Origin of the sequence: Herbidospora yilanensis (genome assembly GCF_001570565.1) — a bacterium.
GTDB lineage: Bacteria > Actinomycetota > Actinomycetes > Streptosporangiales > Streptosporangiaceae > Herbidospora > Herbidospora yilanensis.
In genome coordinates, this window is the sequence record NZ_BBXE01000024.1 from 6,653 (window position 1) to 33,516 (window position 26,864).

The 26,864-nt window shown below is 74.1% G+C and carries 24 protein-coding genes; 2 read left to right on the plus strand and 22 right to left on the minus strand.

From position 1 onward, the window contains the following. The 11 genes from AW273_RS18480 to AW273_RS18530 form a co-directional block, all read right to left on the minus strand. A partial coding sequence (locus AW273_RS18480; protein ID WP_198168223.1) for a beta-ketoacyl [acyl carrier protein] synthase domain-containing protein occupies positions 1-1,076 on the minus strand: 1,076 nt, incomplete at its 3' end. A gap of 160 nt (positions 1,077-1,236) precedes the next feature. Further along, complete coding sequence (locus AW273_RS18485; protein ID WP_062349582.1) at positions 1,237-2,097, minus strand: alpha/beta hydrolase fold domain-containing protein; 861 nt, start codon at positions 2,095-2,097, stop codon at positions 1,237-1,239. Between the two features lie 2 nt (positions 2,098-2,099). Then, positions 2,100-2,291 carry a ferredoxin gene (locus AW273_RS18490; protein ID WP_062349583.1) on the minus strand — a complete coding sequence of 64 codons (192 nt, stop codon included), beginning with the start codon at positions 2,289-2,291 and terminating at the stop codon, positions 2,100-2,102. A gap of 13 nt (positions 2,292-2,304) precedes the next feature. Beyond that, positions 2,305-3,486 (minus strand): cytochrome P450, encoded by a 1,182-nt coding sequence (locus AW273_RS18495; protein ID WP_062349584.1) that lies wholly within the window; start codon positions 3,484-3,486, stop codon positions 2,305-2,307. Next, positions 3,483-4,631 carry an acyltransferase family protein gene (locus AW273_RS18500; protein WP_062349585.1) on the minus strand — a complete coding sequence of 383 codons (1,149 nt, stop codon included), beginning with the start codon at positions 4,629-4,631 and terminating at the stop codon, positions 3,483-3,485. The genes AW273_RS18495 and AW273_RS18500 overlap by 4 nt, the downstream gene beginning before the upstream one ends. Positions 4,632-4,665: 34 nt before the next feature. Next, positions 4,666-6,255 (minus strand): dipeptide ABC transporter ATP-binding protein, encoded by a 1,590-nt coding sequence (locus tag AW273_RS18505; protein ID WP_062349586.1) that lies wholly within the window; start codon positions 6,253-6,255, stop codon positions 4,666-4,668. Then, a complete protein-coding gene (locus AW273_RS18510; protein WP_062349587.1) occupies positions 6,252-7,058 on the minus strand; it encodes an ABC transporter permease in 807 nt (268 codons plus the stop codon). The genes AW273_RS18505 and AW273_RS18510 overlap by 4 nt, the downstream gene beginning before the upstream one ends. Beyond that, positions 7,055-7,993, minus strand: a complete 939-nt coding sequence (locus AW273_RS18515) for an ABC transporter permease (RefSeq protein ID WP_232327490.1) — start codon at positions 7,991-7,993, stop codon at positions 7,055-7,057. The genes AW273_RS18510 and AW273_RS18515 overlap by 4 nt, the downstream gene beginning before the upstream one ends. After that, entirely contained in the window at positions 7,990-9,621 is a 1,632-nt protein-coding gene (locus AW273_RS18520; RefSeq protein ID WP_062349588.1) for an ABC transporter substrate-binding protein, read from the minus strand. Before AW273_RS18520 ends, AW273_RS18515 begins: the two co-directional genes overlap by 4 nt. 52 nt (positions 9,622-9,673) lie before the next feature. Next, positions 9,674-10,681, minus strand: coding sequence for an LLM class flavin-dependent oxidoreductase (locus tag AW273_RS18525; protein ID WP_062349589.1), 1,008 nt, complete (start codon positions 10,679-10,681; stop codon positions 9,674-9,676). Next, a complete protein-coding gene (locus AW273_RS18530) occupies positions 10,678-12,108 on the minus strand; it encodes a DHA2 family efflux MFS transporter permease subunit (protein ID WP_062349590.1) in 1,431 nt (476 codons plus the stop codon). The genes AW273_RS18525 and AW273_RS18530 overlap by 4 nt, the downstream gene beginning before the upstream one ends. Positions 12,109-12,187: 79 nt before the next feature. Here AW273_RS18530 and AW273_RS18535 point away from each other — a divergent pair, with 79 nt between their 5' ends. After that, entirely contained in the window at positions 12,188-12,829 is a 642-nt protein-coding gene (locus AW273_RS18535; protein WP_062349591.1) for a TetR/AcrR family transcriptional regulator, read from the plus strand. Here the strand turns inward: AW273_RS18535 and AW273_RS18540 are convergent. Genes AW273_RS18540 through AW273_RS18570 form a run of 7 tightly spaced genes read right to left on the minus strand, consistent with a single transcriptional unit; the run spans position 12,824 to position 20,640 of the window. Beyond that, on the minus strand, positions 12,824-13,867 hold the full coding sequence (locus AW273_RS18540; protein WP_062349592.1) for an alpha/beta fold hydrolase: 1,044 nt from the start codon (positions 13,865-13,867) through the stop codon (positions 12,824-12,826). The two genes, AW273_RS18535 and AW273_RS18540, sit on opposite strands and share 6 nt — an antisense overlap. Next, a complete protein-coding gene (locus tag AW273_RS18545; RefSeq protein WP_062349593.1) occupies positions 13,864-14,598 on the minus strand; it encodes a 2-oxo acid dehydrogenase subunit E2 in 735 nt (244 codons plus the stop codon). The genes AW273_RS18540 and AW273_RS18545 overlap by 4 nt, the downstream gene beginning before the upstream one ends. After that, a complete protein-coding gene (locus tag AW273_RS18550) occupies positions 14,595-14,822 on the minus strand; it encodes a hypothetical protein (protein WP_062349594.1) in 228 nt (75 codons plus the stop codon). Before AW273_RS18550 ends, AW273_RS18545 begins: the two co-directional genes overlap by 4 nt. Next, entirely contained in the window at positions 14,819-16,672 is a 1,854-nt protein-coding gene (locus AW273_RS18555) for an HAD-IIIC family phosphatase (protein WP_062349595.1), read from the minus strand. Before AW273_RS18555 ends, AW273_RS18550 begins: the two co-directional genes overlap by 4 nt. Beyond that, positions 16,669-17,703 carry a 3-oxoacyl-ACP synthase III family protein gene (locus AW273_RS18560; RefSeq protein ID WP_062349596.1) on the minus strand — a complete coding sequence of 345 codons (1,035 nt, stop codon included), beginning with the start codon at positions 17,701-17,703 and terminating at the stop codon, positions 16,669-16,671. Before AW273_RS18560 ends, AW273_RS18555 begins: the two co-directional genes overlap by 4 nt. A 4-nt stretch (positions 17,704-17,707) precedes the next feature. Beyond that, complete coding sequence (locus AW273_RS18565; RefSeq protein WP_030454064.1) at positions 17,708-18,112, minus strand: allene oxide cyclase barrel-like domain-containing protein; 405 nt, start codon at positions 18,110-18,112, stop codon at positions 17,708-17,710. Between the two features lie 17 nt (positions 18,113-18,129). After that, positions 18,130-20,640: an RHS repeat domain-containing protein gene (locus tag AW273_RS18570; protein ID WP_062349597.1), complete on the minus strand. Its 2,511-nt coding sequence runs from the start codon at positions 20,638-20,640 to the stop codon at positions 18,130-18,132. 276 nt (positions 20,641-20,916) lie between these two features. Here AW273_RS18570 and AW273_RS18575 point away from each other — a divergent pair, with 276 nt between their 5' ends. Beyond that, positions 20,917-23,625: an ATP-binding protein gene (locus tag AW273_RS18575; protein WP_062349598.1), complete on the plus strand. Its 2,709-nt coding sequence runs from the start codon at positions 20,917-20,919 to the stop codon at positions 23,623-23,625. Here AW273_RS18575 and AW273_RS18580 read toward each other — a convergent pair. From AW273_RS18580 to AW273_RS18595, 4 genes are all read right to left on the minus strand, one after another. Then, positions 23,588-24,337 (minus strand): thioesterase II family protein, encoded by a 750-nt coding sequence (locus AW273_RS18580; protein ID WP_083949863.1) that lies wholly within the window; start codon positions 24,335-24,337, stop codon positions 23,588-23,590. The genes AW273_RS18575 and AW273_RS18580 overlap by 38 nt on opposite strands. Then, the gene (locus tag AW273_RS18585; protein ID WP_062349599.1) at positions 24,334-25,107 is read right to left on the minus strand and encodes an AfsR/SARP family transcriptional regulator; all 774 of its coding nucleotides are present in this window, start codon (positions 25,105-25,107) and stop codon (positions 24,334-24,336) included. Before AW273_RS18585 ends, AW273_RS18580 begins: the two co-directional genes overlap by 4 nt. 112 nt (positions 25,108-25,219) lie before the next feature. Then, positions 25,220-26,077, minus strand: coding sequence for an LLM class F420-dependent oxidoreductase (locus AW273_RS18590; protein WP_062349600.1), 858 nt, complete (start codon positions 26,075-26,077; stop codon positions 25,220-25,222). A gap of 60 nt (positions 26,078-26,137) precedes the next feature. Next, complete coding sequence (locus AW273_RS18595; RefSeq protein ID WP_062349601.1) at positions 26,138-26,647, minus strand: TrmH family RNA methyltransferase; 510 nt, start codon at positions 26,645-26,647, stop codon at positions 26,138-26,140. Between the last annotated feature and the right edge of the window lie 217 nt (positions 26,648-26,864).

Below are 26,864 nucleotides of genomic sequence, written 5' to 3' on the forward strand. Positions count from 1 at the left end.
CCTCGCGGCACCCGCCGGTGCCGGACGGCCAGCACCGTCTTCAACAGCCCGGTCAGGCCGGCCGCGCCCTCCAGGTGTCCCACGTTCGTCTTCACCGACCCCACGAGCAGCGGGCGGGCCGAGCCGAGGGCGGCTCCCAGCGCCGCCGCCTCGACCGGGTCGCCCACCGGGGTGCCGGTGCCGTGCAGTTCCACGTAGCCGACGTCTTCCGGCGTGGTCCCGGCGCGGGCGTGCGCGGCCCGGATCACCGCCTCCTGGGCGGCCCGGCCGGGCACGGTCAGGCCGTCTGAGGCGCCGTCGTTGTTGACCGCGCCGCCGAGCAGCACCGCGTGCACGCGGTCGCCGTCGGCCAGCGCGCGGTCGAGCGGCTTGAGCAGGACGGCCACCCCGCCCTCGCCGCGCACATACCCGTTGGCACGGGCGTCGAAGGTGAAGCAGCGGCCGTCGGGGGACAACGCGCCGAACCCGGCGCTGCGTGCCCCGCTGTCGGGGGACAGGATCAGGTTCACCCCGCCGACCAGGGCCAGATCCGACTCGCCCCGGCGCAGGCTCTCGCTCGCCAGGTGCACCGCCACCAGCGACGACGACTGCGCCGCGTCGACGGTCAGGCTCGGCCCGGTCAGGCCGAGCACGTAGGAGAGCCGGTTGGCGAGGACGCCGCGGTTGAGGCCGGTCATCGCGTGCCGGCCGGGCTGGACGCCGCGCAGGTGGTGGAGGGTGGCGTAGTCGTCCCAGAGGGCGGCGGCGAAGACGGCGGTCCGGCTCCCGGCGAGCGAGGCGGGCACGATGCCGGCCTCCTCCAGGGCCTCCCAGCCCAGTTCGAGCAGGAGCCGCTGCTGCGGGTCCATCGCCGCCGCCTCCTTCGGCGAGATGCCGAAGAAGGCGGCGTCGAAGCGGTCGACCTCGTCGAGGTAGGCCCCGCGCGCCTCGCCGAGGCCGCGCCCGGCGGGGGCGGTGCCGACCGCGTCGCGCCCTTCGGTCAGCAGCCGCCAGAAGGAGTCGGGGTCCGCCGCGCCCGGCAGCCGGCAGGCCAGGCCGATGACGGCGATGGGGGTGCTGGTGTGGGAGTCGGACATACAACGCAGCTTGGCCTGAACCGCTAAGGAAGGCCTTGAGGCGATCTAAAGCCGTTTTTCTCCGTTACGGCTCCGCCCGGCCGGCACCGCCCGCCCTCGCCGCGTCGGCCGGCGAGCGGCGGCGACCGCCGCTCGCACTCCCCGCCGCCACGGCCACAGCTCAGGGCCACAACCCGCGCTTGAGCGCCGCCAGGTGCTCGACGGCGATCCGCTGTTGCTCCGACGGAAGGTCGGGCCCGCCGAAGGCGTGGTAGAACCCCGGGAAGTTGTGCAGTTCGACGGGCACCCCGGCCTGCGCCAGCCGCAGCCCGTAGAGGATCCCTTCGTCCCGGAGGGGGTCGAGGCCCGCCGTGGAGATGTAGGCGGGTGGCAGCCCCGACAGGTCCGTCGCCCGTGCGGGCGCGGAGTACCCCGACGCCGCCTCGCCCCCCAGGTAGAGACGCCAGCTCTCCACCGCCAGACCCCGGTTCCAGATCGGCGCGTCGGTCAGGGTGAGCATGGACGAGGTGTCGAGACGGTCGTCGAGCGCCGGGGTCGCCAGGTGCTGGAACACCAGCGGCGGCCCGCCCCGGTCGCGGGCCAGCAGCGCCACCCCCGTCGCCAGCGCCGCGCCGGAGCTCGCCCCGGCCACGCCGAGCCGCCCGCCGTCCACCCCCAGAGCGTCGGCCTCGGCCGCGAGCCATTCGAGCGCCGCGTACGAGTCCTCCAGCCCGGCCGGGTAGGGGTGCTCCGGCGCGAGCCGGTAGCCGACGGCGACCACGACGGCGGAGGCGTAGGCCGCCGCCTGCGCCGCCGCCTGGTGCACGTGGTCGACGTTCCCGAGCACGAACCCGCCGCCGTGCAGCCACAACGTGGCGGGCAGCGGCCCGGTCAGGCCGCGCGGGCGGTAGACCCGCACGTGCACCGGCGCGGCGGGCTCGGTCACGTCCACGGAGTCGAACCGCGGCAGCGCGGCCAGCGGTTGTGGACGGGTTCCGGCGCGGTCGGCGACGGCGTCGGTGAGGGTTCCGCTGATCGGCATGGTCACGCCTCCAGTGACAGGGCCTGTGACGGGCAGAGGTCGAGGATGTCCCGGAAGCGCTTCTCGTCCCCTTCCGGCACCTCCGGATCGAGCACTTCGACCAGCCCGAGCTCGGACTGGTCGAAGCGGTCGGGCGCGGACAACACGCACTGTCCCGCGCCCAGGCAGCGTCCTTGGTCGGCGCTGATACGCATAAGAGACTCCTGTTCACCAGGTGACGGGCAGTTCCCAGACACCCTGGACGCCGCCCGCCTCCTTGATCGGCAGGTCGGCGAGGTCCCTGGCCAGCCGCAGGCCGGGCAGCCTGCGGAAGAGCGTGCCGAGGGCGATCTCCATCTCGGCGCGCGCCAGGTTCTGGCCGATGCACTGGTGCACGCCGTGCCCGAACGACACGTGGTGCCGCGCGCCGCGGTCGACCGCGAACGCGGCGGGGGAAGGGAACGCCTCCCCGTCGCGGTTGGCGGTGGCGATGACGATCACGATCCCGTCGCCGGCCCGCACCCGATGTCCGGCCAGGTCGGCGTCGACGGTGGCGAACCGGGCGATGCCGTCGGCGATGGCCATGTAGCGCAGCAGCTCCTCGACCGCCGTCGGCAGCAGCCGGGGGTCCGACCGCAGCGCGGCGAGCTGGCCGGGGTGCTCCAGCAGGGTGACGACGCCGAGCGCGATGGCGCTCGCGGTGGTCTCGTGACCGGCCACGAGCAGCAGCAGCGCGATGTCGACCAGTTCGGCGCGGGTCAGCGCGCCGGTCTCGACCTGCTCGGCGATCAGCGTGTCGAGCAGCCCGTCGCCCGGCTCCCGCCGCTTGCGCTGGATCAGATCGTCCAGATAGGCCTTGAGCTGCGCGAACGCGTCGGCGCTGTCTTCCAGGGTGGTGCTGCCGGTCACCACGCGCCGCGACTGGTGCTCGAAGAAGGCGTGGTCGGTGTACGGCACCCCGAGCAGTTCGCAGATGACGATCGACGGCACCGGCAGCGCGAAGTCGGGCACCAGATCGGCGACCGGGCCCTTGGCCTCGATCTCGTCGATGAGCCCGTCGACCAACGTCTGGATGCGGGGCCGCAACGCGTTGGTCTTCTTCACGGTGAAGCTCGACAGCAGCATGCGCCGTTGCACGGTGTGCTCCGGCGGGTCCATGCCGATGAAGTTGCGCACCTTCCGGGCCGACTCGAACCGGGGCGCCAGCGCCGGATAGTGCGGGTGGACCCGGTCGGAGGAGTAGGTGGCCGGGTCGAGCAGCACCTGCCGCGCCTCGGCGTGCCCGGTCACCGCCCACACCTCCCGCCCGTTGTAGAGGCGGACCTTCGACACGGGGGCGTAGTCGGCGTATCCGGAGGCGGGCTGGAAGGGGCAGCCCCGGGCCTGCGGGTATTCGGGCAGGAGAGTCATTCGGCCGCCTCCTGAAGGGGCTTCGGCGCAGGGGCGGGCGGTCGCGGCGCCCTGTCGTGGCGGGACACGCTGAACCGCCGTACCGCCGGGGTCTCCACGAACGTGAACAGGGCCCAGGCCAGCACCAGCGCGACCGCCAGCGCCAGCACCAGCAGCCCCGCCCCCACGATGGGCGTCAGATCACGCCCGTCGACCAGGTATCGGTGCAGGTAGGTGACCGTCAGCCCGTGGACCATGTAGAACGCGAACGACCACTCCCCGAGCCGTACCAGCGCCCGTCCCCGGAACGGCGACCGGGTGAGCTGGAGGTCGGCCCGCGCGGCGGCCACGACCAGCGGCGTCAGCCAGATCGCCGCGGTGCCCGCGATGCCCCACAGGTAGGGCACGTTCGCCTGCACCACGTAGCCGCCGACGGCGATGAGCAGCGCGGGCGCCGGCCCGAGCCGGGGCCACGCCCCCTCCAGGGTCAGCCGCGCGGCCACCACGCCCAGCACGAACTCGGCCGCCCGGACCGGCGGGAAGAAGTACACGAACCAGATCTGCTCGAACGACAACGTGCCGTCGGAGATGAACGGCAGCGGCTGCCCGCCGATCAGGTACACCGACACCAGCGGCACCAGCAGCGTCACCGCCACCAGCGCGCCCGCCGTGACCCACAGCGCCCGGATCGAGAAGCGGTTCAGCAGCCGCAGGATCCACGGGAAGGTCAGGTAGAAGAACAACTCGCACGACAACGACCAGCTCACCGAGTTCATCGTGTTCGGCACGGTGAGGTCGGGGATCCACGCCTGGAGCAGGAACAGGTTGGCCACGGTCCCGGTGGTGGTGAACGCCTGCGCGGTCAGCAGCATCAGCACGCCGGCCACGACGAAGGTGACGAGGTGGTTGGGGAAGATCTTCACCAGCCGCCGCCGCCACACCTTCGGCGGGGTGTCGCCGGGCCGTGCCGACCAGGTCAGCACGAACCCGCTGAGCACGAAGAAGAAGGTGACGCCGTAGAAGCCGGCGCTCTCGAAGACCGGGGTGTCGACGAACTTGGTCTGCCAGGTGGTGTGGAAGGCGAACACGAGCAGCGCCGCGAGGAAGCGCAACCCGGTCAGCGACGGGAGCCGCGCGCCGCGGGTCTGTTCAGGTGAGCTGGTCATGAGAGTGAGGCTGGCAGCACGTTATTGGGCGGGTCTAAAGCCGTTCTTGTGCGGGTTCCCGAGCGGTGCGGGCCCGTCGCGGCACCGCGTCCAGCAGCGACTTCGTGTACGGGTGGACGGGCCCCGCGAACACGTCCTCGACCGGCCCCGACTCGACGACGACGCCGTCCTTCATCACCATCACCCGGTCGCAGACCTCGCGGACCACGGCCAGGTCGTGGGAGATGAACAGGGTGGCCAGCCCCAGCTCCTCCTGGAGGCGGCGCAGCAGGTCGAGCACCTGGGCCTGCACCGACACGTCGAGCGCCGACACCGGCTCATCGCACACCAGCAGCCGGGGCTCGGGCGCCAGGGCGCGCGCGATGGCCACCCGCTGGCGCTGGCCGCCGGACAACGCGGCGGGCCGCCGGTCGAGCAGGTCGGCGGTCAGGCCGACCCGCTCCAGGAGGACCTCCGTGCGGGCGGCGCGCTCGGCGCGCGGCACCCCGGTCGCGGCCAGCGCCTCGCCGACGATCCGCGACACCGGCCAGCGCGGGTCGACGGCGCTGAGCGGGTCCTGCGGGACGAGCTGGATGGTGTGCCGCCGCGCCCGGCGGGCCCGTTCTGGCACGCCGCTCCAGGGTTCGCCGCCGAGCAGCACGCTCCCCTCGTCGGGCCGGGCCATCCCCAGCACGACCCGGGCCAGCGTCGTCTTGCCCGAGCCCGACTCGCCGACCAGGCCGAGCGTCTCGCCCGGCCGCAGCGTGAAGTCGACGCCCGCCACCGCCGTGCGCCCGGCGAAGCGTTTGACCACTCCGGTGACGTCGAGCAGCGGCTCGCCCTCCGGCGGCCGTCCACGGCTGGCGCGGGGCCGGCCGCCCGGCACGGCGGCGAGCAGCTCCTTCGTGTACGCGTGCCGAGGGTCGTCGAGCACCCGGCCGGCCGGGCCGGTCTCGACGATCACGCCGTGCCGCATCACCGCCACCTCGTCGGCCAGCGCCTCCACCACCGCGAGGTCGTGGGAGATGAGCAGCAGCCCGGTGCCCTGCTGCTTCAGCTCGTCCAGCAGGGCCAGCACCCGGGCCTGCACGGCGGCGTCGAGCGCGGTGGTCGGTTCGTCGGCGATCAGGATGCCCGGTCCGGCCGCGATGGCCGAGGCGATGAGGGCACGCTGGCGCAGCCCGCCCGAGAGCTGGTGGACGTACTGGCGGGCACGTTCCTCCGGATCGGGCACGCCGACCCGGGTGAGCAGGCCGACCACCCGCTCGCGGGCCCCGCTCCGGGGCACGGTGCGGTGCGCCAGCAGCGATTCGGTGATCTCGGCGCCGATCGGGCGCAGCGGGTCGAGGGCGACCAGCGCGTCCTGGGAGACGAGCCCGATGTGCCGGCCGCGCACCCTGCGCCATTCGCGCGGGCCGAAGTCCCGGGCGTCCTGCCCGGCGACGCGTAGCTCCCCGGCGGTGACCGTGGCGGTCGGCCCGGCCAGCCCGAGGAGCGATCGGGCCAGCGCCGACTTGCCCGACCCCGACTCGCCGACCAGGGCCAGGCAGCGGCCCGGCTCCAGCCGGAGCGACGCGTCGCGCACGGCGTGCACGCGGCCGGCGGCGAACCGGACGTTGAGGTCTGCCACCTCGACGAGACTCATGAGGCGTACCGTCCCTCGGATCGGTTCTGGGCGTGGCGACCGGCGACGGTCACCGCGATGACGGTCAGGACGAGCATCAGGCCGGGGAACAGCGCCGCCCACCACGCCAGGTGGAGGAATCCCTGGCTCTCGGTGAGCATCGCCCCCCACTCGGGCGTCGGCGGCTGCGCGCCGAGGCCGAGGTAGCTCAGCGCCGCGCCCGTCGAGATGGACACGCCGAGCGTGACGGTGGCCAGCACCAGCAGCGGCCCGAACGTGTTGGGCAGCACGTGCCGCAGCACCACCAGCGGCCGGGGCACGCCCAGCCCGATGGCCGCCTCGACGTAGCCCGACCGGCGCACCACGAGCGCCTGGGCGCGCACCACCCGGGCGAAGCCGGGCGCGATGCCCACGGCCACCGCGAGGGTCGCGCCGACCACGCCCTTGCCGGTGATCAGCACCACGAGCAGGGCCAGCAGCAGGCCCGGCAGCGCCAGCAGCGCGTCGGCGACCCGCATCAGCACCGCGTCGCCGAACCGGCCCGACAACGCCGCCAGCAGGCCCCACACCACGGCGATGAGCAGCCCGCCCACGGTGGCCGCCGCGCCGATGGCCAGCGAGTGGCGGGCGCCGTGCACGACACGGGTGAAGACGTCGCGCCCGAGCTGGTCGGTGCCGAACAGGTGGGCGGAGTCGGGCGGCAGGAAGGTCGCGAGCGGATCGGTCGCGGTCGGGTCGCCCGCCGCGAGCAGCCGGGGAAAGAGCGCGGCCACGACGAGCAGCAGCAGGAACGCCGCCGCGGTCACGACACCCACGTGTCTCATATCGCCTGCACCCCCGTCTTCCTGCGCAGGCGGGGGTCGACGACGGCGTACAGGACGTCGACCAGCACGCTCACCGCGACGAACACCACCGCCGACAGCGCCACCACCCCCTGCACGACCGGCAGGTCGCGGTCGCCGACCGCCTGGAGGGTGATCCGGCCGATGCCGGGCCGGGCGAACACGTTCTCCACGATCACCGCGCCGCCCAGCAGGGTGCCGGTGAACCAGCCCGCCATGGTCAGCGCCGGCAGCGCGGAATGGCGCAGCGCGTGCCGGTAGCGCACCGCCGTCTCCGGCACGCCGCGCGCCCGCGCGGTCACCGCGAACGGCTGGTCGAGCGCGGCGAGCAGGCCCTCGCGCATCACCTGGGTCAGCACGGCCGCGATCGGCAGCGCCAGGGTGATCGTCGGCAGCACCAGCGAGGCCACGCCGCCGGTCTCCGACACCGGCAGCCAGCCCAGCCGGAACGAGAAGATCGTCAGCAGCATGATGCCGAGCCAGAACGACGGCGTCGACACCACCACCAGCTCCACCGCCGCCGACAACCGGCGCGGCCAGTTCCGCCGCCCCGAGGTGGCCACCGTCACCCCCACCGCCAGGAGCGGGGCCAGCACGGTGGCCGCCAGCGCGAGCTGCACGGTCGGCCAGAGCTGGTCGGCCAGCACCGTCGCCACCGGCTGCTGGAGCTGGTAGGAGTCGCCGAACCGGAACGTCGCCAGCCGGGCCACGTAGTTCAGGTACTGCACCACGAGCGGCTGGTCGAGGCCGTACTCCGCGCGGATCCGCTCGTGCTGCTCCTCGGAGACCAGCGCGTCGGAGCCGACGACGGCGTAGACCGGGTCGCCCGGGATGAGCTGGAGCACCAGGAAGGCGCAGGTGGCCGCGGCCCACACGACGAGGGCCGCGCTCACCAGCCGGGTCAGCACACCCCTCACGGGGCCTCGACCCAGGCGCCGTAGAACTCGGGGTGCGCCGAGATGCCCAGCCGCAGGTCGCGCACCTTCTTGCTGGCGCCGAGGTTCTGCGTGTCGACGTAGGTCGGCACCACCACCGCGTTCTCGATCGCCCACTTCTGCACCTTGGCGTATTCGGCGGCGCGCCGGGCCGGCTCCTGGGCGGTCTGCGCCGCCGTCAGCCACGCGTCGACTTGGGGGTCGGTGACCTGGGCGAAGTTGTGGCCGCTGTTCTTGGACGTCTGGTCGGAGAAGAAGAAGTGGCTCAGGATGTCGCCGTCGCCGCGCGCCCACGACAGTTCGACCACGTCGTAGCGGCCCTCGTCGAGGCGGCCGCCGATCTCGATCGCGTCGGTCGAGGCGAGCAGCTCCAGGTAGATGCCCGACTTCTTCAGGTCGCCCTGCACCGCCTGCGAGAACGTGCTCGCCTCGCCGTAGATCGGGGCGACCACGGTGAGCCGCTTGCCGTCCTTGGTGCGGTAGCCCTCGGCGTCGCGGCCGGTCCAGCCGGCCTCGTCGAGCAGCTTGGCCGCCAGCGCCGGGTCGGGCGGCCAGGTGTTCTCCAGCGAGGCGTCGTAGCTGGCCGGGGTGGTCGGCGACAGCGGGCTCCAGGCCCGCTGGTAGAGGCCCTGGAAGACCGACTTCACGAGCGTGTCGATGTCGATGGCCCGCTGGAAGGCCTGCCGCACCCGGACGTCGGAGAACAGCGCGCCCTTCGTGTTCAGGTAGAAGGCGTTGACCGCCCCGGGCACCTGCTTGTCGAGCACCTGGAGGTTCGGATCGGCCTTGAGCAGCCCGAGCTGGTTGGCCGGGATCGCGCTCGCGGTGTCGACCTGGCCGGAGGTCAGCGCCCCGACCCGGGTGGCCTCCTCGCCGATGAACCGGACCTTCAGCGTGTCGAGGCGGGCCGGCCCGGTGTGCCCGGCGCTCTTGGGCGCCCAGTCGTAGGCGGCGTTCTTCGTGTACGTCCGCTCCTGGCCGCGCACGTAGGCGCCCGACTTGAAGGGGCCGGAGCCGACCGAGCCGTCACCGGCGGCGCACAGCTTGTCCGGCCCGGCCTTCAGTGTGGCGGGGGAGGCGATGCCCAGCGCCGTGGTGCTGGCGGCCTGGAGGAACGGCACGTAGGGCCGGTCGAACTCGATCTTCACCTGGTAGGGGCCGACGACCGAGACGCCCTTGTACGGCCCGAGCAGCCCGGCCGCGTACTGGGAGTTGGTCTCCTTGGCGGTGATGTGGTCGAAGTTGGCCTTGACCGCCTCGGCGTCGAGCTTGGCGCCGTCGTGGAAGACGACGTCCTCGCGCAGCGTGAACGTGTAGGCCTTGCTGTCGGGGCTGATCTCCCACTTGGTGGCCAGCCACGGCTCCAGCGCGCCGTCGGGCGTCTGGTAGACCAGCGAGTCGTACACCGGGCGCTGCAGGAACGAGGTGACGTCCTGCGCGCTGACGTGGGGGTCCCAGCAGTCGGGCTCCTCGTTGACGGCGTGGGTGAGGGTGCCGGAGGTGGCGGGCTTGGCCGCCTGGCCGCCGCCACCCCCGCCGGTGTTCTGCGTGCCGCACGCGGCGAGGGCGATAAGGACGGCGGCCGCCAGTACGGCACGTGATGGAGGCATGGGAACTCCAGGTACGTTCGAAGTGCGATCGTCCGAACTATCGGGAGTGCCGCTAAAGCGGGGCTGAAACCACGATCCGCGCGGCCTCGGCCAGGAGCCGGAACGACCGCAGCCGCTCGTCCTGCGACGGCACCACCGTCAGCGCCATCAGCTCGTCGGCGCCGGTCTCCCCGATCAGCCGGTCGAGCTTGCCCGCCACCGTCTCGACGCCGCCGATGAGCTGCGGCTCGACGATGGCCCGGACGAACTCCCGCTCGGCCGCCGACCAGCGGTGCGCGGCCGCCCTCGCCGCGGCCGGGAACACGTCGAAGTCCGGCGAGGTGCGCATCAGGACCTTGCCGAGCAGGTAGGAGGAGGCCGTGGTGAGGGCCTCCTCGTCGGTGGGGGCCACGGTGACCAGCGCCGCGATGAGGGTGCGCGGCCGGTCGAGGTCGGCCGAGGGCCGGAACGCGTTCCGGTAGGCGGCCAGCGCCTGCGCCGTGTCGCGCGGGTTGATCTGGTGCGCGTACGCGTACGGCAGCCCCAGCGACCCGGCGAGCGCGCCGCTGCCGGGGCTCGATCCGAGCACCCACACGTCGGGCCGCGCGTCGGCGGCCGGGACGGCGACGATGCCGGTCGACCGGTCGGCCGGCGCGAAGTAGCCGCGCAGTTCGCCGATCTCCCCGGCGAAGTCGGCCGCGCCCTCGGGGGAGCGGCGCAGCGCCCTGGCGGTGCGCGGATCGGTGCCGGGGGCCCGCCCGAGCCCCAGGTCGATCCGGCCCGGATGGAGCGCCTCCAGCGTGCCGAACTGCTCGGCCACGACGAGCGGGGCGTGGTTGGGCAGCAGCACCCCGCCCGACCCCACCCGCAGCGTCGTGGTGGCCGCCGCCAGCCGCCCGGCCAGCACGGCCGGGGCGGAGGTGGCCAGGCTCGTGGTGTTGTGGTGCTCGGCCACCCAGTAGCGCAGGTAGCCCAGCTCCTCGGCCTTCGGGGCGAAGGCGACGGTGTCGGACAACGCCTGGGTGGCCGAGCCGCCCTCGAAGACCGGGACGACGTCGAGAACCGATAAGGGCAGGGTCATGACAGGGCTCCTTCGGAGGACGCCGGTTCGGACACGGGCTCGGCGGGGGCCGCCTCGGGACGGCCGGGCAGCAGCAGCCCGGCGGCGAAGACCACGGCCGCGGCGGCCACGGGCCACCAGAAGGCGTCGCCGAACGTGGCGGGGGTGGGCGCGGTGTGCGCGCCGCCGCCCTGGAGGATGAGCGCGACGACGGCGATGCCGAGCGAGGCGCCGATCTGGTTGAGGATGAAGACCGCGCCGGTCGCGCCGGCCACCGCGTCGCCGGGCACCGTGCGGTAGACCGAGCCCATGGTCGGCGCGCCGACCAGGCCGAGGCCGAACCCGGCGGCGAGCTGCGCGCCGGTCAGGAGCACCTGCGAGGTGCCCGCGTCGGACGCGGTGAACACCAGCGCGCCCAGGCCGATGAGCAGCGCCCCGACCGGCACCAGCCGCCGCGCGCCGAGCTTGTCGGCCAGGTTGCCCGCGACCGGCATGCCGACGAGTGTGCCCAGCCCGAGCGGGGCCAGCAGCAGGCCCGAGGCCAGCACCGACTCGCCGCGCACCTCCTGGTAGTAGAGCGGCAGCAGGAACAGCAGCGAGAACAGGCCGCCGCCGATGAGGAACATGGTGGTCACGCTGGCGCTGAACCCCTTGCTGCGGAACAGCCGCAGGTCGAGCAGCGGCGTGCCGGTGGTGCGCAGCGCGTGGACGACGTAGGCGGCGAACAGCGCCAGGCCGACCACCAGGCCGATCAGCACCGACGTGCTGCCGAAGCCCTCGGCCCCGGCCCGCGACAACGCGAAGACGAGCGCGGCGAACCCGGGCGACAGGGTGAACACGCCGATCCAGTCGAGCGGCGCGGCGCCGCCGGGCGGGTCGGCCGGCAGCACGACGATCGCGAGGACGATCGCGGCGACCGCGAAGGGGATGTTGACCAGGAACATCCACTGCCAGGTGAGGTTGTCGAGGATCAGGCCGCCGACGATGGGGCCGACGACGGGACCGAGCGTGATGGGGATGGAGATGAGCCCCATGACCCGGGCGATGCGGGCCGGACCGGCCGCGCCCGCGACGACGGTCATCATGATCGGGTCGACCATGCCGCCGCCGAAGCCCTGCAGGATCCGGAACACGATGAGGCTCTCGGCGTTCCAGGCGAAGGCCGAGAGCGTCGACCCGGCCAGGAACACGGTCAGGCCGAGCAGCCACATGCGCTTGGCGCCGAAGCGCACGGTCGCCCACCCGGCCAGCGGGATGGCCAGCGCGACCGCGAGCAGGTAGCCGGTGGTCACCCACTCGATGGTGGCCAGCGTCGCCTCGAACTCGGCGGTCAGCGTGCTGATCCCGACGTTGACGATCGTCGCGTCGAGGTAGGACATCATCCCGCCGAGCACCATCACGCCTATCAGCGTGAGCAGCGCGCGGTCGAGCCGGACCGTGCCTGACATGACCACTCCTTTGAACCGGGGAGACAGTGAAAATGAACTGATGAGTTCAATTGCCTGCCTGGGACGGTAGCATGGCCAAATGAGCGTTGGCGACACCGAGAAATCGACCTCCGACCGAGGGCGGCTGGACAAACGCCGGGCCATCGTGGAGGCCGCGCTACGGGTGTTCGCCCGCGTGGGCTACGCGCAGGCGAGCCTCGACATGATCGCCGCCGAGGCGGGGGTGGCGAAGCCGACCATCTACAACCACCTCGGCTCCAAGGAGAACCTGTTCCGCCACGTCATGACCGAGACCGCGGCGCGGGCCAACGGCAAGACGATGGAGGTCCTGGAGTCCTTTCCCGGTGAGGCCGACGGGCTGCGCCCCGGCCTCGAAGACGTCGCGGGCAAGCTCGTGGCCTGCTACACCGACGAGCAGTCCCAGGCCGTCCGCCGCCTCCTCTACGCCGAGGCGGTCCGCTTCCCCGACCTGTTCGACCAGGTCAGGGCGAGCGGTCCCGACCAGTTCATCGAGGCGCTGGCCGGGCGGCTGGCGCGGCTGGCCAACGCCGGCCACCTGCGCATCGAAGACCCGGTCAGGGCGGCCAACCAGTTCATCGCCCTGGTCTACGAGGAACTGCCGACCCTGAGCACGTTCGGCTCCCGCCCGCTCGACTCCCGGGAGGCCGAGAAGGTGGCCGTCGCGGGGGTCGACACCTTCCTGCGCGCGTTCGGGTCATGAGGCGTACCGGAGCTTGGAGAACTCCTTGGTGAGGGCCACCCGCTGGGGCGCGTAGCCGCCGTGGATGCGCAGCACCGACAGCAGCGTCCACAGGCGGGTCTGCGCGAACGACGACGGCGCGCCGTGCACGTCGTCGTGCTCCAGCACCCGCACCCCGCTCACCCGCTCGCGCAGCAGGGCGGCGTCGGCGGGCGGGATGATCTCGTCGCGCAGGCTCGTCACGTGGGCGACCGGGACACGCAGCGCCGACAACTCCTCCGGGGTCAGCGCCCAGTCGCGGATCAGCGGGTAGACCTTGCCCGGGTCGGTCCCGGCGAGGTGGGCCAGCGTCTCGGTGGTGATCCCGGGCACTCTCGCCTGCCAGCTCTCGTCGGTGAAGAAGTGGTGCAGCGGCGCGCCCGCGCCCACGACGCCCCTGATCCGGTCGTCGTGGAGGGCGGCGCGCAGCGCCAGGTGGCCGCTGAAGCTGAGCGCCAGCAGGTAGGTCCTGCCGGTGTCGGCGCGGCCCTCGACCGCGTCGAGCAGGGCCGGGAAGAAGCGCCAGGCGTCGGCGTCGTAGGGCACCGGGTTCTCGCCGACGCGGGGCATCTCGGTGACGATCCCGGCGAAGCCGAGCGCGTCGAGTTGCGGCAGCACGGCCGCCCACTGCTCCTTGACGGAGATGATGCCGCCGGTCAGCACCAGCAGCGGCCGGGGTGTGGGGTCGTCCAGGCCGACGGTCCAGCCGGGGGCGGGGCCCTCCAGCGGCCTGATCGCCGGGAAGCCGGCCCGCCAGCGGTCGAAGACCGCGCGGCTGCGCGCGGCGGCCTCCTGCCGGGCCGGGCCGTCGGCGTAGGGGAAGCGGGCCATGATGTAGTGGGCGTTGGCCTCCAGCGGTTGGTCGCCGGCGGCCAGCCGGTCGCCCTCGGCGCTCCACTCGCGCACCCACGAGTCGTCGTCGTGGATCCGGGCCAGGATCGCGGCCGAGTGCTCGGGCGGCATGCCCTGCGATCGGGCGTGCGCGATCACGTAGTTCTTCAGCTCGTCCAGGTGGGTCATAGGTTCTCCAGGGCCTCTTTCACCTCGGTCAGCACGTCGGCGGCCTCCGCGCCGTCGATCACCCGGTGGTCGAACGACAGGCTGAGCCGCATCACGGGCGCGACCGCGGGCGCCCCGTCCCGCACCACGACCCGGTCGGTGATCCGGCCGACGCCGAACGTGGTGGTGGTGCCGCCGACCGAGTGGAAGGAGTCGACGGCCCGGTGGCCGAGCGAGGTCACCGCGAAGGTGCCGGTCAGGTGCGGGCGCAGGCTCAGCGACCGGGCGGCCTTGCGGAACCTGCGGCGGCCCAGCGCCCACGGCGCGCGGTGCAGCCGGCGTACCCCCTCGAAGTCCTTCAGCTTCTCCGGGTCGCCGTGGCGCACCCGCGTCAGGTGGGCGTGGATGTCGGCGATGGCCGCCTCGTGGAGGTTCGGCACGACCGTGCCGAGCACGACCCGCCGCCCGTTGAGCGTGCGGTCGAGGGTGACCTTGCCGCTGACGAACGGATAACGGGCCACCCGGGGGCGGAGCCGTCCCTGGATCGCCGCGTTGGCCTCGGGGTGCTTGGCCAGCACCCGCCCGGCGGCGTGCAGGACGTAGGCGGTGATCGCGTGGCCGTGGGTGGCGCGGTGCGCCAGCACCCGGGTCATGTCGACCTCGGTGTCGAGGAAGACGGGGGAGAAGTCCCTGATGACCTCCAGGAAGAACAGCGTGTGCCGCCGCTCCGGATACGGCGGGACGCCGGTCATGACGCGGTCGCCAGTTCGTAGACCGCCGCCAGGCTGGGCGCCTCCAGCACCCGGGCGAACGGCAGCGGGCGGCCCGTCTGGCGCTCCAGCAGCGTGCAGAGCGTGAGCAGGTGCACCGAGTCCCAGGTGTCGACCGTGTCGAGCGACCGGCCGAGGTCGTCCTCGGTGACCGGGAGGGCCAGTTCGTCGCGCAGCAGCGCGACGTACTCCTCGACGGAAATCATGGTTGTTGTCCTCCGAAATCGGCGCTGAGGCGGATGTGCGGCACCGGTTCCGGCGGCCGGGTCAGGTCGTGCCGGAACTCGGCTCCCGCCTCGTCGGCGTGGACGGTCGCGAACCCGGCCTCGGGATAGAAGCCGGCCACCCTGCCGTTCCTGGCGGTGCGGCGGTAGGCGGCCCGCACCTCCCGGGCGGCGGAGCCGCGGGCGTGCTCCAGCACCGCGCCCAGCACCGCGTGCTCGATGCCGCGCCCGAACACCCGGCAGCTCAGCAGGAAGTTCTCCACCCGCAGCACCGCGCCGTCGCGGCGCAACAGCACCGCGCCCACGAGGCCGTGGTCGCCGAACCGGTCGGCGGAGGAGATGGCGAGCACCCAGGCGTCCGGATCGCCCGCCAGGTCGCGCACCTCGGCAGGGGAGAGCCGCCGGGTGGTCAGGTTGAACTGGTTGGTGCGCAGGGTGATCTGGGAGACGCGGTCGAGCTGGGCGGGCGCGGCGGGCGCGAGCCGCACCTCGGTGCCGAGTTCGGCCAGGTAGCCCTCCAGGGAGTCGAAACTCTCCAGGAAGCCGCGCCGGGCGTCCTCCTCGCGGTAGCGGGCCGGGCGGGCCAGGTCGTCGGAGGTGAGCCGGGGCACGTCGAACCAGCCGTCCCGCAGCAGCGCGGCGACGTGCAGCGCCGGTTCGCCGGTGAGGTCGACCACGGCGACGCCGGGCAGTTCGCGGCGCACCAGGCCGCGTTCGAAGGGGCTGTCGTCGGCGAACACGAAACTGTCGGCGGCGAGGTCGAGGTCGCCCGCGAGTTCGGCCAGGTTGTCGTGCTTGGGCCGCCAGTTGGCCCGCACCTGGACGAAGTCGCCCGCCCGCAACGTCATGCCCGGGTGGTCGCGCAACACGGCGGCCACCGGCTCGGGGTCGTTCTTGCTCACCGCCGCCACCAGCACGCCCTGCGAGCCGAGCTGCCGCACCACCCGCTGGAACCGGGTGAACGCCTCGCCCCGGTAGCCCTCGGCCACCTCGACGCCCTCCGGCCCCACCTCCCCGAGCACGCCGCCCCAGACGGTCTCGTCCAGGTCGAGCACCAGCACCTTCTTGGCCGGCCCGGCGGCCTGCCGGGCCAGGTGGGCGACCTCGCGGGCGTACGCGGCGAGCAGGTCGTCGGTCAGATGGGCCTTGGCGTAGACGCTCTGGCGCGGGTCGCGGGCGCGCACCCCTTCGGCGAGCAGCGGGTCGAGGTCGACGACGGCGACCTCGGGGTGGTCGAGCCGCAGCAGCCGGGCGTTGGCCTCCCGCCAGGCCGCGCCGAGGGCGGCCCGTTCGCGCCGGTCGAGGAGCTGGGCGGTCAGCTCCCGGGGCAGCGGGAGGGTGTTGAGCACCAGCGTCGCCCCGCGCGCGGTCGCGGCGAAGGTCGCGGCGAGCCGCTCCACCAGCTCGATCTTCGCGTCGAGCACCCGGGCCGCGTCGCCGGCCCGCCAGGGCGGCGGCAACTCGGCGGCGACGATCTCGGGGTCGAGCACCGCCAGCGCGAACGCCGGGCCGTCGGCCTTCCCGAGGGTCGTGTAGAGATCGCTCGCGGGGTCGGCCAGGTCGCGCACCCAGGCGTCGAAGTCGGCGAGCGTGATCCCGGCCAGCAGGCCGTGCCGGGCCAGTTCCACCGCCAGCGCCGGGCGCAGCGCGGCCAGGGTGCCGTGCCCGGTGACGTACAGGGAGACGAGGGGCGTGGCCGGATGGGCGGCGAGCACGTCGGCGGGGTCGAGCCGGGCCAGGAACCGGCCGGCGCGCGGCAGCGCCTCGTCGGGCAGATCCGCCAGCAGCCCCCGCACCGACGGCCACTCCGCGGCGGGTGGGAGGCCGATCACGACGCGCCGCCTACCAGCGCGAACCCGGCCTTGATCCACTTGCTCGACTCGATCGACACCCCGACCGCGCGCTCGCCGGGGGAGATCTCGGCCAGCGCCCGCTCCAGTTGCAGGAAGACGATGGCGTTGCCGCAGTTGCCCGCGTGGTCGACGACGGAGACCTCCCGGGCGGCGGGCAGCGCCAGCCGGTCGGTGATCAGCCGGGTCATCCGGCCCGAGAGCTGCGGCGGCAGCACCAGGTCGACGTCGCGGTCGGTCCAGCCGGTGGCGCGCAGCAGCTCCAGCAGCACCTCCTCGGTCATCTCGGGCACGTGCCTCTCGATCGCCTTGTAGTCCTCGGTCGCCGCCGGACGGTCGTGGTCGCGGTCGGCGTGGCGGTCCGCGGGGCCGAACCACTCCAGCACCGCGCCGGGCTCCCGGCCCAGGCCGACCAGGCGGGTGAACAGGGCCCGCACCTCCGCCGAGCCGGGCGCGGGCCGGGCCGACACCACGGCCGCGCCCGCCGCGTCGCCGAACAGCACGTAGTTGACCAGCTCGGCCGGGGCCGCCCTGGTCAGGTCGCGGGTCACGTCGTAGAAGCGGGCGATCACGTCGCCGCCGAGCACCAGCACCGTCCCGGTCTCCCCGGCCAGCAGCAGTTGCCGGGCCACGTCGAGCGCCTGGACGGCCCCCGAGCAGCCCGACTGCAACTGGAAGGTGCGCACCTGGTCGATGCCGAGCCGGTCGGCCACGACGTTCACGGTGGCCGGCATCAGCCGGTCGGGGGTCGCGGTGCCCAGGACGACGGCGTCCACCTCGCCCGCCGTCACGCCCGCCGCCGCCAGGGCGCGGGCCCCGGCGTCGGCGGCCAGGTCGGCGAGGGTGGTGGTGACCTTGCCCGACTCCAGGTCGAGCGCCAGGTGGCGGGCACGGGTGCCGATGAAGACCTCCACCCACTGCTCCCACAGCGCGTCCATGCCGAAGCGCCGGGCCAGCGCCGCGTTGTCCACGGGGGGGCCGGGCAGCGCCGAGGCGGCCGAGAGGATGTGCATCGGCTCAGCCGGCGAGCAGGATGCGCGCCTCTGCCGAGGCCCGCACGCCGGTCATGCGCCAGGTGCGGAACCCGGTGAGGCCCTCGTACCTGCCGCCGGTGCCGGTGGCCGGGTAGTAGACCCACTCGCTGGTCCGCACGTCGTTGAAGTCGGCCCAGCCCTCGGCGTGGATGGTGCCGTCGGTCAGCGTGATGTCCTCGGTGTAGTAGGTCATCAGGCCGCCGTCGCCGGGGCGTACGTACTCGATCCGGAACGAGCCGTGGGAGGTGCCCAGGAGGTTGCCGTCCTCGTCGTAGATCTCGTCGTCGAACGTGCCGGTCTGCCCGATCTGCGGGTCGGCGACCGTGACGTCGTCGACCACCTTCACCACGATCTCCTTGGGCGCGCGGATCACGATCTGGTCGGCCATGATGAGGTCCTCTCTCGTCAGTCCAGGGGGAAGCGGGCCGGTGGTTCGCCCGCGATCAGGGGGATGCGGTCGCCCGCGCACTCCGGCAGGGGAGGCGGCGGCGGGCCCGGGAAGAAGCGCTCCACCGGGTGACCGCTCAGCACGGCCCAGAAGTCGTGCCGGGTCGGGGTCGCGGTGTTGACGGGGTCGTTGTCGCGGAAGGTGTAGGGCGCGTACGCCCGCCGCCGCGGGTCGGGCTGGGTGAAACGGCCCCAGTGGCCGTTGTAGAGGTGGTCGTCGAGGACGTGCGCGCTGCGCAGGAGCTGGTAGGCGCCCAGGAAACGCAGCGGGTTCAGAGCGGCGGCCGGGCCCTCGGCGGTGACGGCCCCGTGGGGGGTGTAGCGGTAGCGGGCGGTGATCTCGCCGTCGGCGCCGACCAGGGCCGCCACCGAGCCCTGGTGGTCGGTCACGATCCAGTGGTGCTCTCCGCCGGGGGCCGTCAGGGCGATCGGCGTCCCGTCGGGAAGGCGCACCAGGTCGGTGGGCGCGCCGTCGTCGGCGACGCGCAGCAGTCCGAGCTCCGACCAGGTCAGCACGTGGGTGACGGTCCGGCCGTCGACGGTGGTCTCGGTGATCCGGCGCGGCGTGCGCTGGTCGAGGCCGTCGTAGGAGACGTCCACGACCCGGACCCCGCCGAAGACGCCGGTGAGGGTCTGGTGGGTGGGGCTGTAGGCGAACGAGCCGGTCGGGTTGACCTCCTCGACGAAGTCGCCCGCGCCGTCGTAGGTGAACTCGGTGTCGCCGAAGCGGGTCACCTGCCCGGCCGCGTTCAGCGTGAAGGCGACCCGGCCCAGCCTGACCAGGTTGTGCGCGCGGTCGTAGGCGTACTCGGTCTCGCCCGCGCGCACCAGGCGGCCGAGCTCGTCGTAGGCGTACACGACGGTCGCGCCGTCGATCTCGGCGGTGCGCAGCAGGCCGCCCTCGTAGGTGTACCGGGCGGTCAGGCGCGGTTCGCCGTCGGGGCCGCGCACGGTCAGCGCGGTGCGGCGGCCCGAGGCGTCGTGCTCGATCTCCTGTACGGCCGCCCCCAGGTCCACCCGGACCAGCCGGCCGGCGGCGTCATGGGCGAGCCGGGCGACGTGCCCGGCCGGGGTCGTCACCGTCGCGAGCCGGCCGAAATCGTCGTAGGCGTAGGCCGTGGTGCCGCCGGGGGTGGTGACGGCGAGCAGGTCGCCGTCGGGGGAATGGTCGTAGCGCACCTCCTCGGCCGGTTCGCCGCCGGCGGTGCGCACGGACCGGGTGATCCGGGGGCCGCGGCCGGTGGGGGTCCACGTGCGGGCGTAGGACCAGCCGGGACCGGAGCGGCGGACGACCCGGCCGAGACCGTCGTGGGAGAACGAGGCCAGGACCGTGCCGGTCGCCTCGTCGAGGACCTCGGCCAGGCGCCCGGCCGCGTCGTGCCGGTAGCCGACCGTGCGGCCGTCGCCGCCCGTGACGGCGGTGACCCGCGACAGGCCGTCGCGGGCGTACCGGACCGGGCCGAGCGGCGTGGGCGGGGTGACGGTGGTCAGGTTCCCGGCGGCGTCGTAGCCGAAGGAGGTGGTGTGGCCGTTGCCGTCGGTGAACGTCAGGGGACGGCCGTGGATCGGATGGTAGGTGCGGATGTCGAGGGGCTCGTCGCGGCCGGGCGCCAGGGCGCGCGTCAGGCGGCCCTCGTCGTCGGTGTCCAGCCGCAGTTCCCGGCCCGCCGGGTCGCGCAGGACGGTGCGCGGCCCGTGTTCCGCGCGGCTCTCCTCGCCGGTCGGCAGCCGCAGGGTGGTCAGCCGGCCCTCCTGGTCGTACTCGCGGGTGACGACGCCGCCGAGGGGGTCGGTCTCCTCGTGGAGGAGGTCGCCGTCGGTCCAGGCCCAGCGGCGTCCGTCGCCGAGCGCGACCAGGCGGCCCCTCTCGTCGAAGTCGTGGACGGTCACCCGCCCGGCGGCGTCGGTCACCGTCGTCCGGCCGGGGGAGTAGGCGAAGGTGAGCCGGCCGCCGCCCCAGTCGAGCGTGGTCACCGCCCGCGCCTCGTAGGAGAAGGCCAGCGTGCCGCCGGCCGGGTCCTCCAGGGCCGTCAGGCGGTCGTCGTCGTCCCAGCGGAAGACGGTCGCCGCGCCTGCGGCGTCGGTGTGCCGGACGGGGCGTCCGGCCAGGTCGTACAGGAACGCGGCGGCCTGCGCGCCCAGCGGGTCGACGATCTTCGTGATCAGGCCGCCGGTGTCGCGGTGCAGGGTGACGACGCGGCCCTGGTCGTCGACGACGACGGGTTCGCCCGCCGGGCCCCGGACCGGCGCGGGGTCGAGCCGCCAGCCCGGCCCGAGCCCGGCCTCCTGCCGCGATCCGCCCCGGTACTCCCTGACCAGCCGCAGGTGGGCGCGGGTCCCGGCCACCACCAGGTCCAGCCACCGCACGACCGGCGTGCCGTCGCGCAGGTCGACCAGCACCTCGGCGGCGTCGCCGAGGGGGATGCGCCGGACCGCGTGGCGGGCGTGGACGTCCCGGAGTGTGGACACAGGCTGCTCACCCCTCGAATCGGCCGGTATGGCGAGCCTCATCTTTGGCCCCGTTTCTAAAGCGGGACTTAACGCCCCCAGAATCCGGTTCGCGGCAATTTGCCGGGATGTTTCGTGCCCGGTCAGCGGCCGCCGGGGTCCTGGCGCGGCCATTCCGGACGGGGGCTAACCCGGTATTCCGATGGCGCGCTAATCGGGCGGGCCGCGAAGGTTGGTTATGCTATTCCCTAATTCCAGTAGGTTTTGTATAGAAACCTTGGGGAGGCGTCCGCGAAGATGACGGTCACCGTTCGTGCTCAGGAGATCCGGCGTCCCGCCCTCGTCCGAGACGTGGAGTTCGACCGCCTGACCCGTCTCGTCCGGGCCGCGCGCGACCGCCACGGCCTGGTCGCCGAACTGACCGGCGACCCCGGCGCGGGCAAGTCGTGGTTGCTCGGCGCTCTCGCCGGGGAGGCCCGCCGAGACGGCGTCACGGTGTTGTCCGGCCGCTGTTCCGAGGCGGGCGGCGAACAGCCGTTCCACCCCTTCCTCCAGGCCCTGGCCACCTGGCGCGGGACGGAGGGCCGCATCGTGCCCGCCGCCGCGACCCTGATCGACGTGCTCGGCGCGGCGGGAGAGTCCGGGAGCGGCACGTTCGCCGGACGCCACCAGCTCTTCGTCACCGTGCGCCGGGGGCTGGCCGACTGCCTGGCCGCCGCGCCCGGCGACGTGCTGCTGCTCCTCGACGACGTCCACTGGGCCGACCCGCTCTCCGTCGCCCTGCTGGAGATGCTCATCCGGCGTCCCGTCGACGGCCCGCTGACCACCGTCGTCGCCCACCGCCCCCGTCAGTCGCCGGTCCGGCTGCGCTCGGTGCTCGATCTCGGCGGCGTCGCCTCCGTCGCGCTCGGCCCGCTGACCTACGGCCAGTCGGCCCGGCTGCTCGACGGCGTGGCCCACGAGATGGTCCAGGGCCTGCACGACGACGCGATGGGCAACCCGCTCTACCTGACGGCGCTGGCCGGCCGGCACCGGGACCGCCCGGCCGACGACGGCGACCCCTGGACCCGCGGCAGCCTCGGCACGCGGCTCCTGGCCGAGACCGAGCCGCTGCCCGGGGAGGCCCGGCTGGTGCTCGACGCCGCGGCCGTGCTCGGCGACGTCGTCGACGTCGGCGCGGTGGCCGCCGTGGCCGGGGTCGACCGCGACGTGGCCTGCCGGGTGCTGACCGAACTCCGGCGGCGCGACCTGATCAGGCCCGTCCCCGGGAGCCCGGGCACGCTCACCTTCCGCCATCCGCTCGTCCGGCTCGCCCTGTACGGCGCCGTCGACCCCTGCTGGCGGTCGGCGGCGCACGGCAGGGCCGCCCGGCACCTGTCGGCCACCGGCTCGCCGCCCGCCGAGGTGGCCCGGCACGCCGAACGCTCCGGGATCCTCTCCTCCGACAGCGCGCTGCTGGTGGCCGCCGTCCACGACGCGCTGCGCAACGGCCGCCCGGCCGAGGCGGCCCACTGGGCGGGCTCGGCGCTGCGGGTGCACCGCGCCCGCGGCGCCGAACCCGGCCCCGGGTTGTGGCGGCCGGTCGTCCGGGCGCTGGCGGCCACCGGCGACGCCGCCGGGGTCCGCGAGCTGGCCAGGCAGGTGCTCGGCGGCCCGGTTGGCGCGCGCTCCGTGGCCTTCCTGTCGTCGGTCGTGGCCGCGCTCGGCGACGCGGGCGAGGCGCAGGCGCTCGTCCTGGCCGAACTGACCGCGCGGGGCGACGCCGATCCGGCCGCCCGCGCGCTGCTGCACGTGCAGGCGCAGCTCTCCAAGGTGCTGGCCGGGCAGACCCCGGCCCGCGCCGACGTCGAGGCGCTGGCCCGCGACGCCGCGCACGAAGACCGCGTCACCGGGGCGGGCCGGCTGGCCCTGCTCGGCATGTGCATGGTCATCGGCGGCCACACCACCCGGGCCGCCGGGCCGCTCCGGGCCGCCGCCCGGCTCCTCGGCGGGACGGAGACGCCGGCCGGTTCCCGGGAGGGCGGCCACCTGCTCGTGCTGGCCTGGGCCGAGGCCCTCATGGGGTGGTACGACCAGGCCCGCGCGCACGCCGAACGTGCTCTGTCGGGGGCCCGCGAACGCGGCGAGGCGCACCTGATGGCCCCCCTGCTGGGCACCCTCGGCTACGTCCTGTTCCACCTGGGCCGGCCCGCCGACGCGCACACCGTCTCGCTGGAGGCCCGGTCGGTCGCCCACCGCATCGGCCGCGACGACCACGTCGGCCTGGCCGACGCGCTGATCGCCGCCTCCTGGGCCCGGCTCGGCCGCCCCACCCTGCCGAACGGCCGCGACGACGACCCCGGGGCGGCCAGGACCCCGATCAACGCCCTGCTGTTCGCCGAGGCCGCGCTGACGGGCGGCGAACCCGGCCGCGCGCTGGCCCTGCTGCTCCCCCACGAGCCGGAGCCGGGAGACCTGCCCGAGCAGGTGCCCGAGCCGGTCCAGGTCTACGCGGCCTGGTGCTATGAGCTGCTGGCCGCGGCGGCCCTGCGCGCCGACGACGGCCGGCCCGCCCGCGTCGCCCGCTGGGCCGAGGCCGCCGCCGACGCCGCGGTCGCCGTCGGCCTGCCGGAGGCCGCCGGGCACGCCCTGCTCGCCAAGGGCCACGTGTTCGCGCAGGCCCGCCGGTGGGAACAGGCCGCCCGCTGCTACGAGGAGGCGCTGGCCCTGCTCGGCGACGGCCCTCCGGGAGGCGCGCGGGCCCGTGACCTCGCCCGCGCGGCCGTCCACCACCTGGCCCTCGGCCCGCAGGCCGGCCTGGGCGAGCTGACCTCACGCGAACGCGAGGTCGCCGACCTCGCCGGCGAGGGCCTGAAGACCAAGGACATCGCCGAGCGCCTGCGCATCAGCCCCCGCACGGTCGACGTCCACCTCAACCGCATCTACGCCAAGCTCGGCGTCGGCTCCCGCGCCGCGCTGGTGCGCCTGCTCAGCGTGTCGGAACCGCCCGCGCCAGGTCCGCGATGAGGCGGGCCTTGCCCGGCGCGTCGTCGGCGACGAAGAAGTGGCCGCCGGGGAACACCCGCAGGTCGAACCCGCCGGTCGTGTGGTGCCGCCAGGCCGCCACGTCGGCGACGGGGGCCTCCTCGTCGTGGTCGCCGGCGAAGGCCGTCACCGGGCACGAGACCGCCGCGCCCGGCGTGTCGCGGTAGCCCGCCAGGGCCGCGTGGTCGGCGCGCAGCGCGGGCAGCACCAGCTCCAGCACGTCGGGGTCGGTGAGGCGGCCGGCGTCCGTGCCGCCCAGCGCCCGCACCCGCGCCACGAGCGCGGCGTCGTCCGAGGGCTCCGGGGAGGGCCGCCACCGCGACGGCGCGCGGCGGCCCGACAGGATCAGCCGGGCGGGAGCCGCGCCGGCGCGCCCCTCCAGCCGGGCGGCCACCTCGTAGGCCAGCGACGCCCCCATGCTGTGCCCGAGGAACACACGTGGCCGGGCCGCCGGTTCGCCGAGCACCTCGGCCAGCCGGTCGGCCAGCGTGTGCAGGTCGGTCACCGGCGGTTCGCGGTGGCGGTCCTGCCGGCCCGGATACTGCACCGCCAGCGTCTCGACGCCGGGCGCCAGCAGCGCCGACAGCGGATACCAGTAGGCCGCCGCGCCGCCCGCGTGCGGGAAGCAGACCAGTTCGGCCTCGGCTGAAGGGCTCGCGTGGTAGCGGCGCAGCCAGGTGCCGGCGGTGGTCAACTGGCCGCACGCAGGTCGAGCAGGGCGTCGGAGGTCAGGATCGCGTGGTGCAGCCGCCGCAGCGCGGGGCAGGGCTGCACCCCGAGCTCGGCCTGCAGCACCTGCTGGGCCGTGCGGTAGACCTGCAACGCGTCGGCCTGCCGCTCCGACCGGTAGAGGGCCAGCATGAGCTGACGGTAGAACGACTCCCGGAGCGGATGCTGCGTGATCAGCCCGTTCAGCGGGCCGATCACCTCGCGGTGCCGTCCGAGCGCGGTGCGCGCCTCGATCGACAACTCCAGGCAGTCGAGCCGTTCCTCCTCCGCCCACGCGGCGAACGCGGCGAGCACGGGCCCCTCGGGCGACTGGTCGAGCACCGGCCCGCGCACCAGCCGCAGCGCCTCCTCGAACTGGGCGAGCGCCTCTTCGTACCGCCCGGCCTGGAGGAAGAGCCTGCCGTGGCCGACGGCCCGCTGGAAGTCGGTCACGTCGTACTCGGCGTCGCGCAGGCGCAGCACGTAGCCGGACGACCGGGTGACGATCGTCTCCCCGTCGCCGTGCCCGGCGGCGGCCAGGAACTTGCGCAACTGGGAGATGTAGACGTGCAGCGCCGCCGAGGCCCGCTGGGGCGGCGACTCCCCCCACAACTCGGTGATGAGCTGCTCCTTGGTCGTGACCCACTCCGCCCTGACGAGCAGGATGGCCAGGGTCGTCTCCATCTTCGGAGCGCTGAGGAAATGGGACTCCCGGCCGTCGGACACACGGAGCGGCCCAAGCAGTTCGTAACGCATCGGCACCTCTGGCGGCAGTGGACTGATGCCCTCCACACTCTTCGGCCGGGCCGCTCCGCACATCAGCGAAACTACGTATATACCCTAAAAACCTACGTATTTTGTCGGGAAATCAGATCAGGGCGGCTGCGGCGCTCTCCAGCGCCGCCAGGTGCTCGTCGACGGTGCGCAGCCCCGCGTTCATCGTGTTGACGCTGACGTGGGTCGCGCCGTGGTCCCGCCACCGCCCGGCCACCTCGGCGAGCGCCTCCTGGTCGGGGGTCCACCGGAGGCGGCCGTCCATCCCGATGGCGGCCGGGTCGCGGCCCGCCTCGGCGGCGGCCCGCTCGACCGCCGCCTTCGCCTCCAACAGGCCGGGGCCCGGCTCCATCTGCGGGAACCAGCCGTCGGCGAGCCGCCCGGCCCTCCGGTACGCCGGGGCGGACTGCGCGCCGAACCAGACCGGGATCGGCCGTCGCACCGGCAGCGGGGCCAGCCCGGCGCCGGTCACCCGGTCGAACTCCCCGTCGAAGCTGAGCGAACGCTCCGTCCAGAGCCGCCGCATCAGCGCGACCTGCTCCTCGATCCGCCGGCCCCGGGTGGCGAAGTCCTGGCCGAGGGCCTCGTACTCCACCCGGTTCCAGCCGAGCCCCACCCCGAGCCGCAACCGGCCGCCGGTCAGCAGGTCGACCTCGGCCGCCTGCTTGGCCAGCAGCGCGGTCTGCCGCTGCGGCGCGATGATGATCGCGGACACCATCTCCAGCGAGGTCAGCGCGGCCAGGTAGCCGAACAGCACCATCGGCTCGTGGAAGGCGGTGTCCACGTCGTAGGGGCCCGCCCACCCCTGGTGGACGTCCGGATCGGCGCCCAGCACGTGGTCGTACGCCATCACGTGCCGGAACCCCAGTTCCTCCACCCGCTGCCCGTAGGCGCGCACCGCGCCGACGTCGGGGCCGATCTCGGTCTGGGGGAAGACGACGCCGATCCGCATGTCCGCTCCTTCGTATGGCCTGGTACCTGGCCTGGTACCGATCATCATTCCGCGATCGGGTCAGGCCATGCCCGCCAGCTTGTAGAGCACCAGCGACCCCGCGACCGCGACGTTGAGACTGGCGCCGGTCCCGATCATCGGGATCTCGACCACGTCGTCGAGCAGGTCGAGGGCCTCCGGCGGGATCCCGTCGTGTTCGTGCCCGAGGACGGCGACGGTCGGCCGCCGCGCCATCGGCAGGTCGGCCAGCCTGATCGCGTTCTCGGCCAGCTCGACCCCGAGCACGCTCGCCCCGGCCGCCCGCCGCTCCGCGAGCCACCGGAGCGGCCGCACCCAGTGGACGCAGGCCGGCTGCCGCAGCGTGTTCCCCCGGGCCAGCGCCTCGGGCACCCACGGCAGCCGGGGCACGGCCAGGCAGGCGCCCACCGCGTCACACGTGCGGAGCAGAGTTCCCAGGTTGACGCCGTGCAGGGGCCAGAGCGGGGCGGCGTACAGATGCCCGAGACATCGCGGCGGACGGCGGCGCCGTTGCCCGCGGAGATCCTTGGGGGTCCGCGTGCGGACGCTCATGACATCGCGCGGCGCACTCCCGCGGTGGTGTGTTCATCCATGAGAAGGGCGCTTCATCGGCACGCCCGGGCCATCGAAGAAGGTCGGAACCCGACCGCCCGATCGTACCGAACCGTCATCGCCCGCGCACGACCACGATGGGGCAGGGGGCGACGTGCGGCAGAGCCTGGCTGACCGACCACTCCATCGCCGGCACACCGGGCCGCAGCCCGTCGAC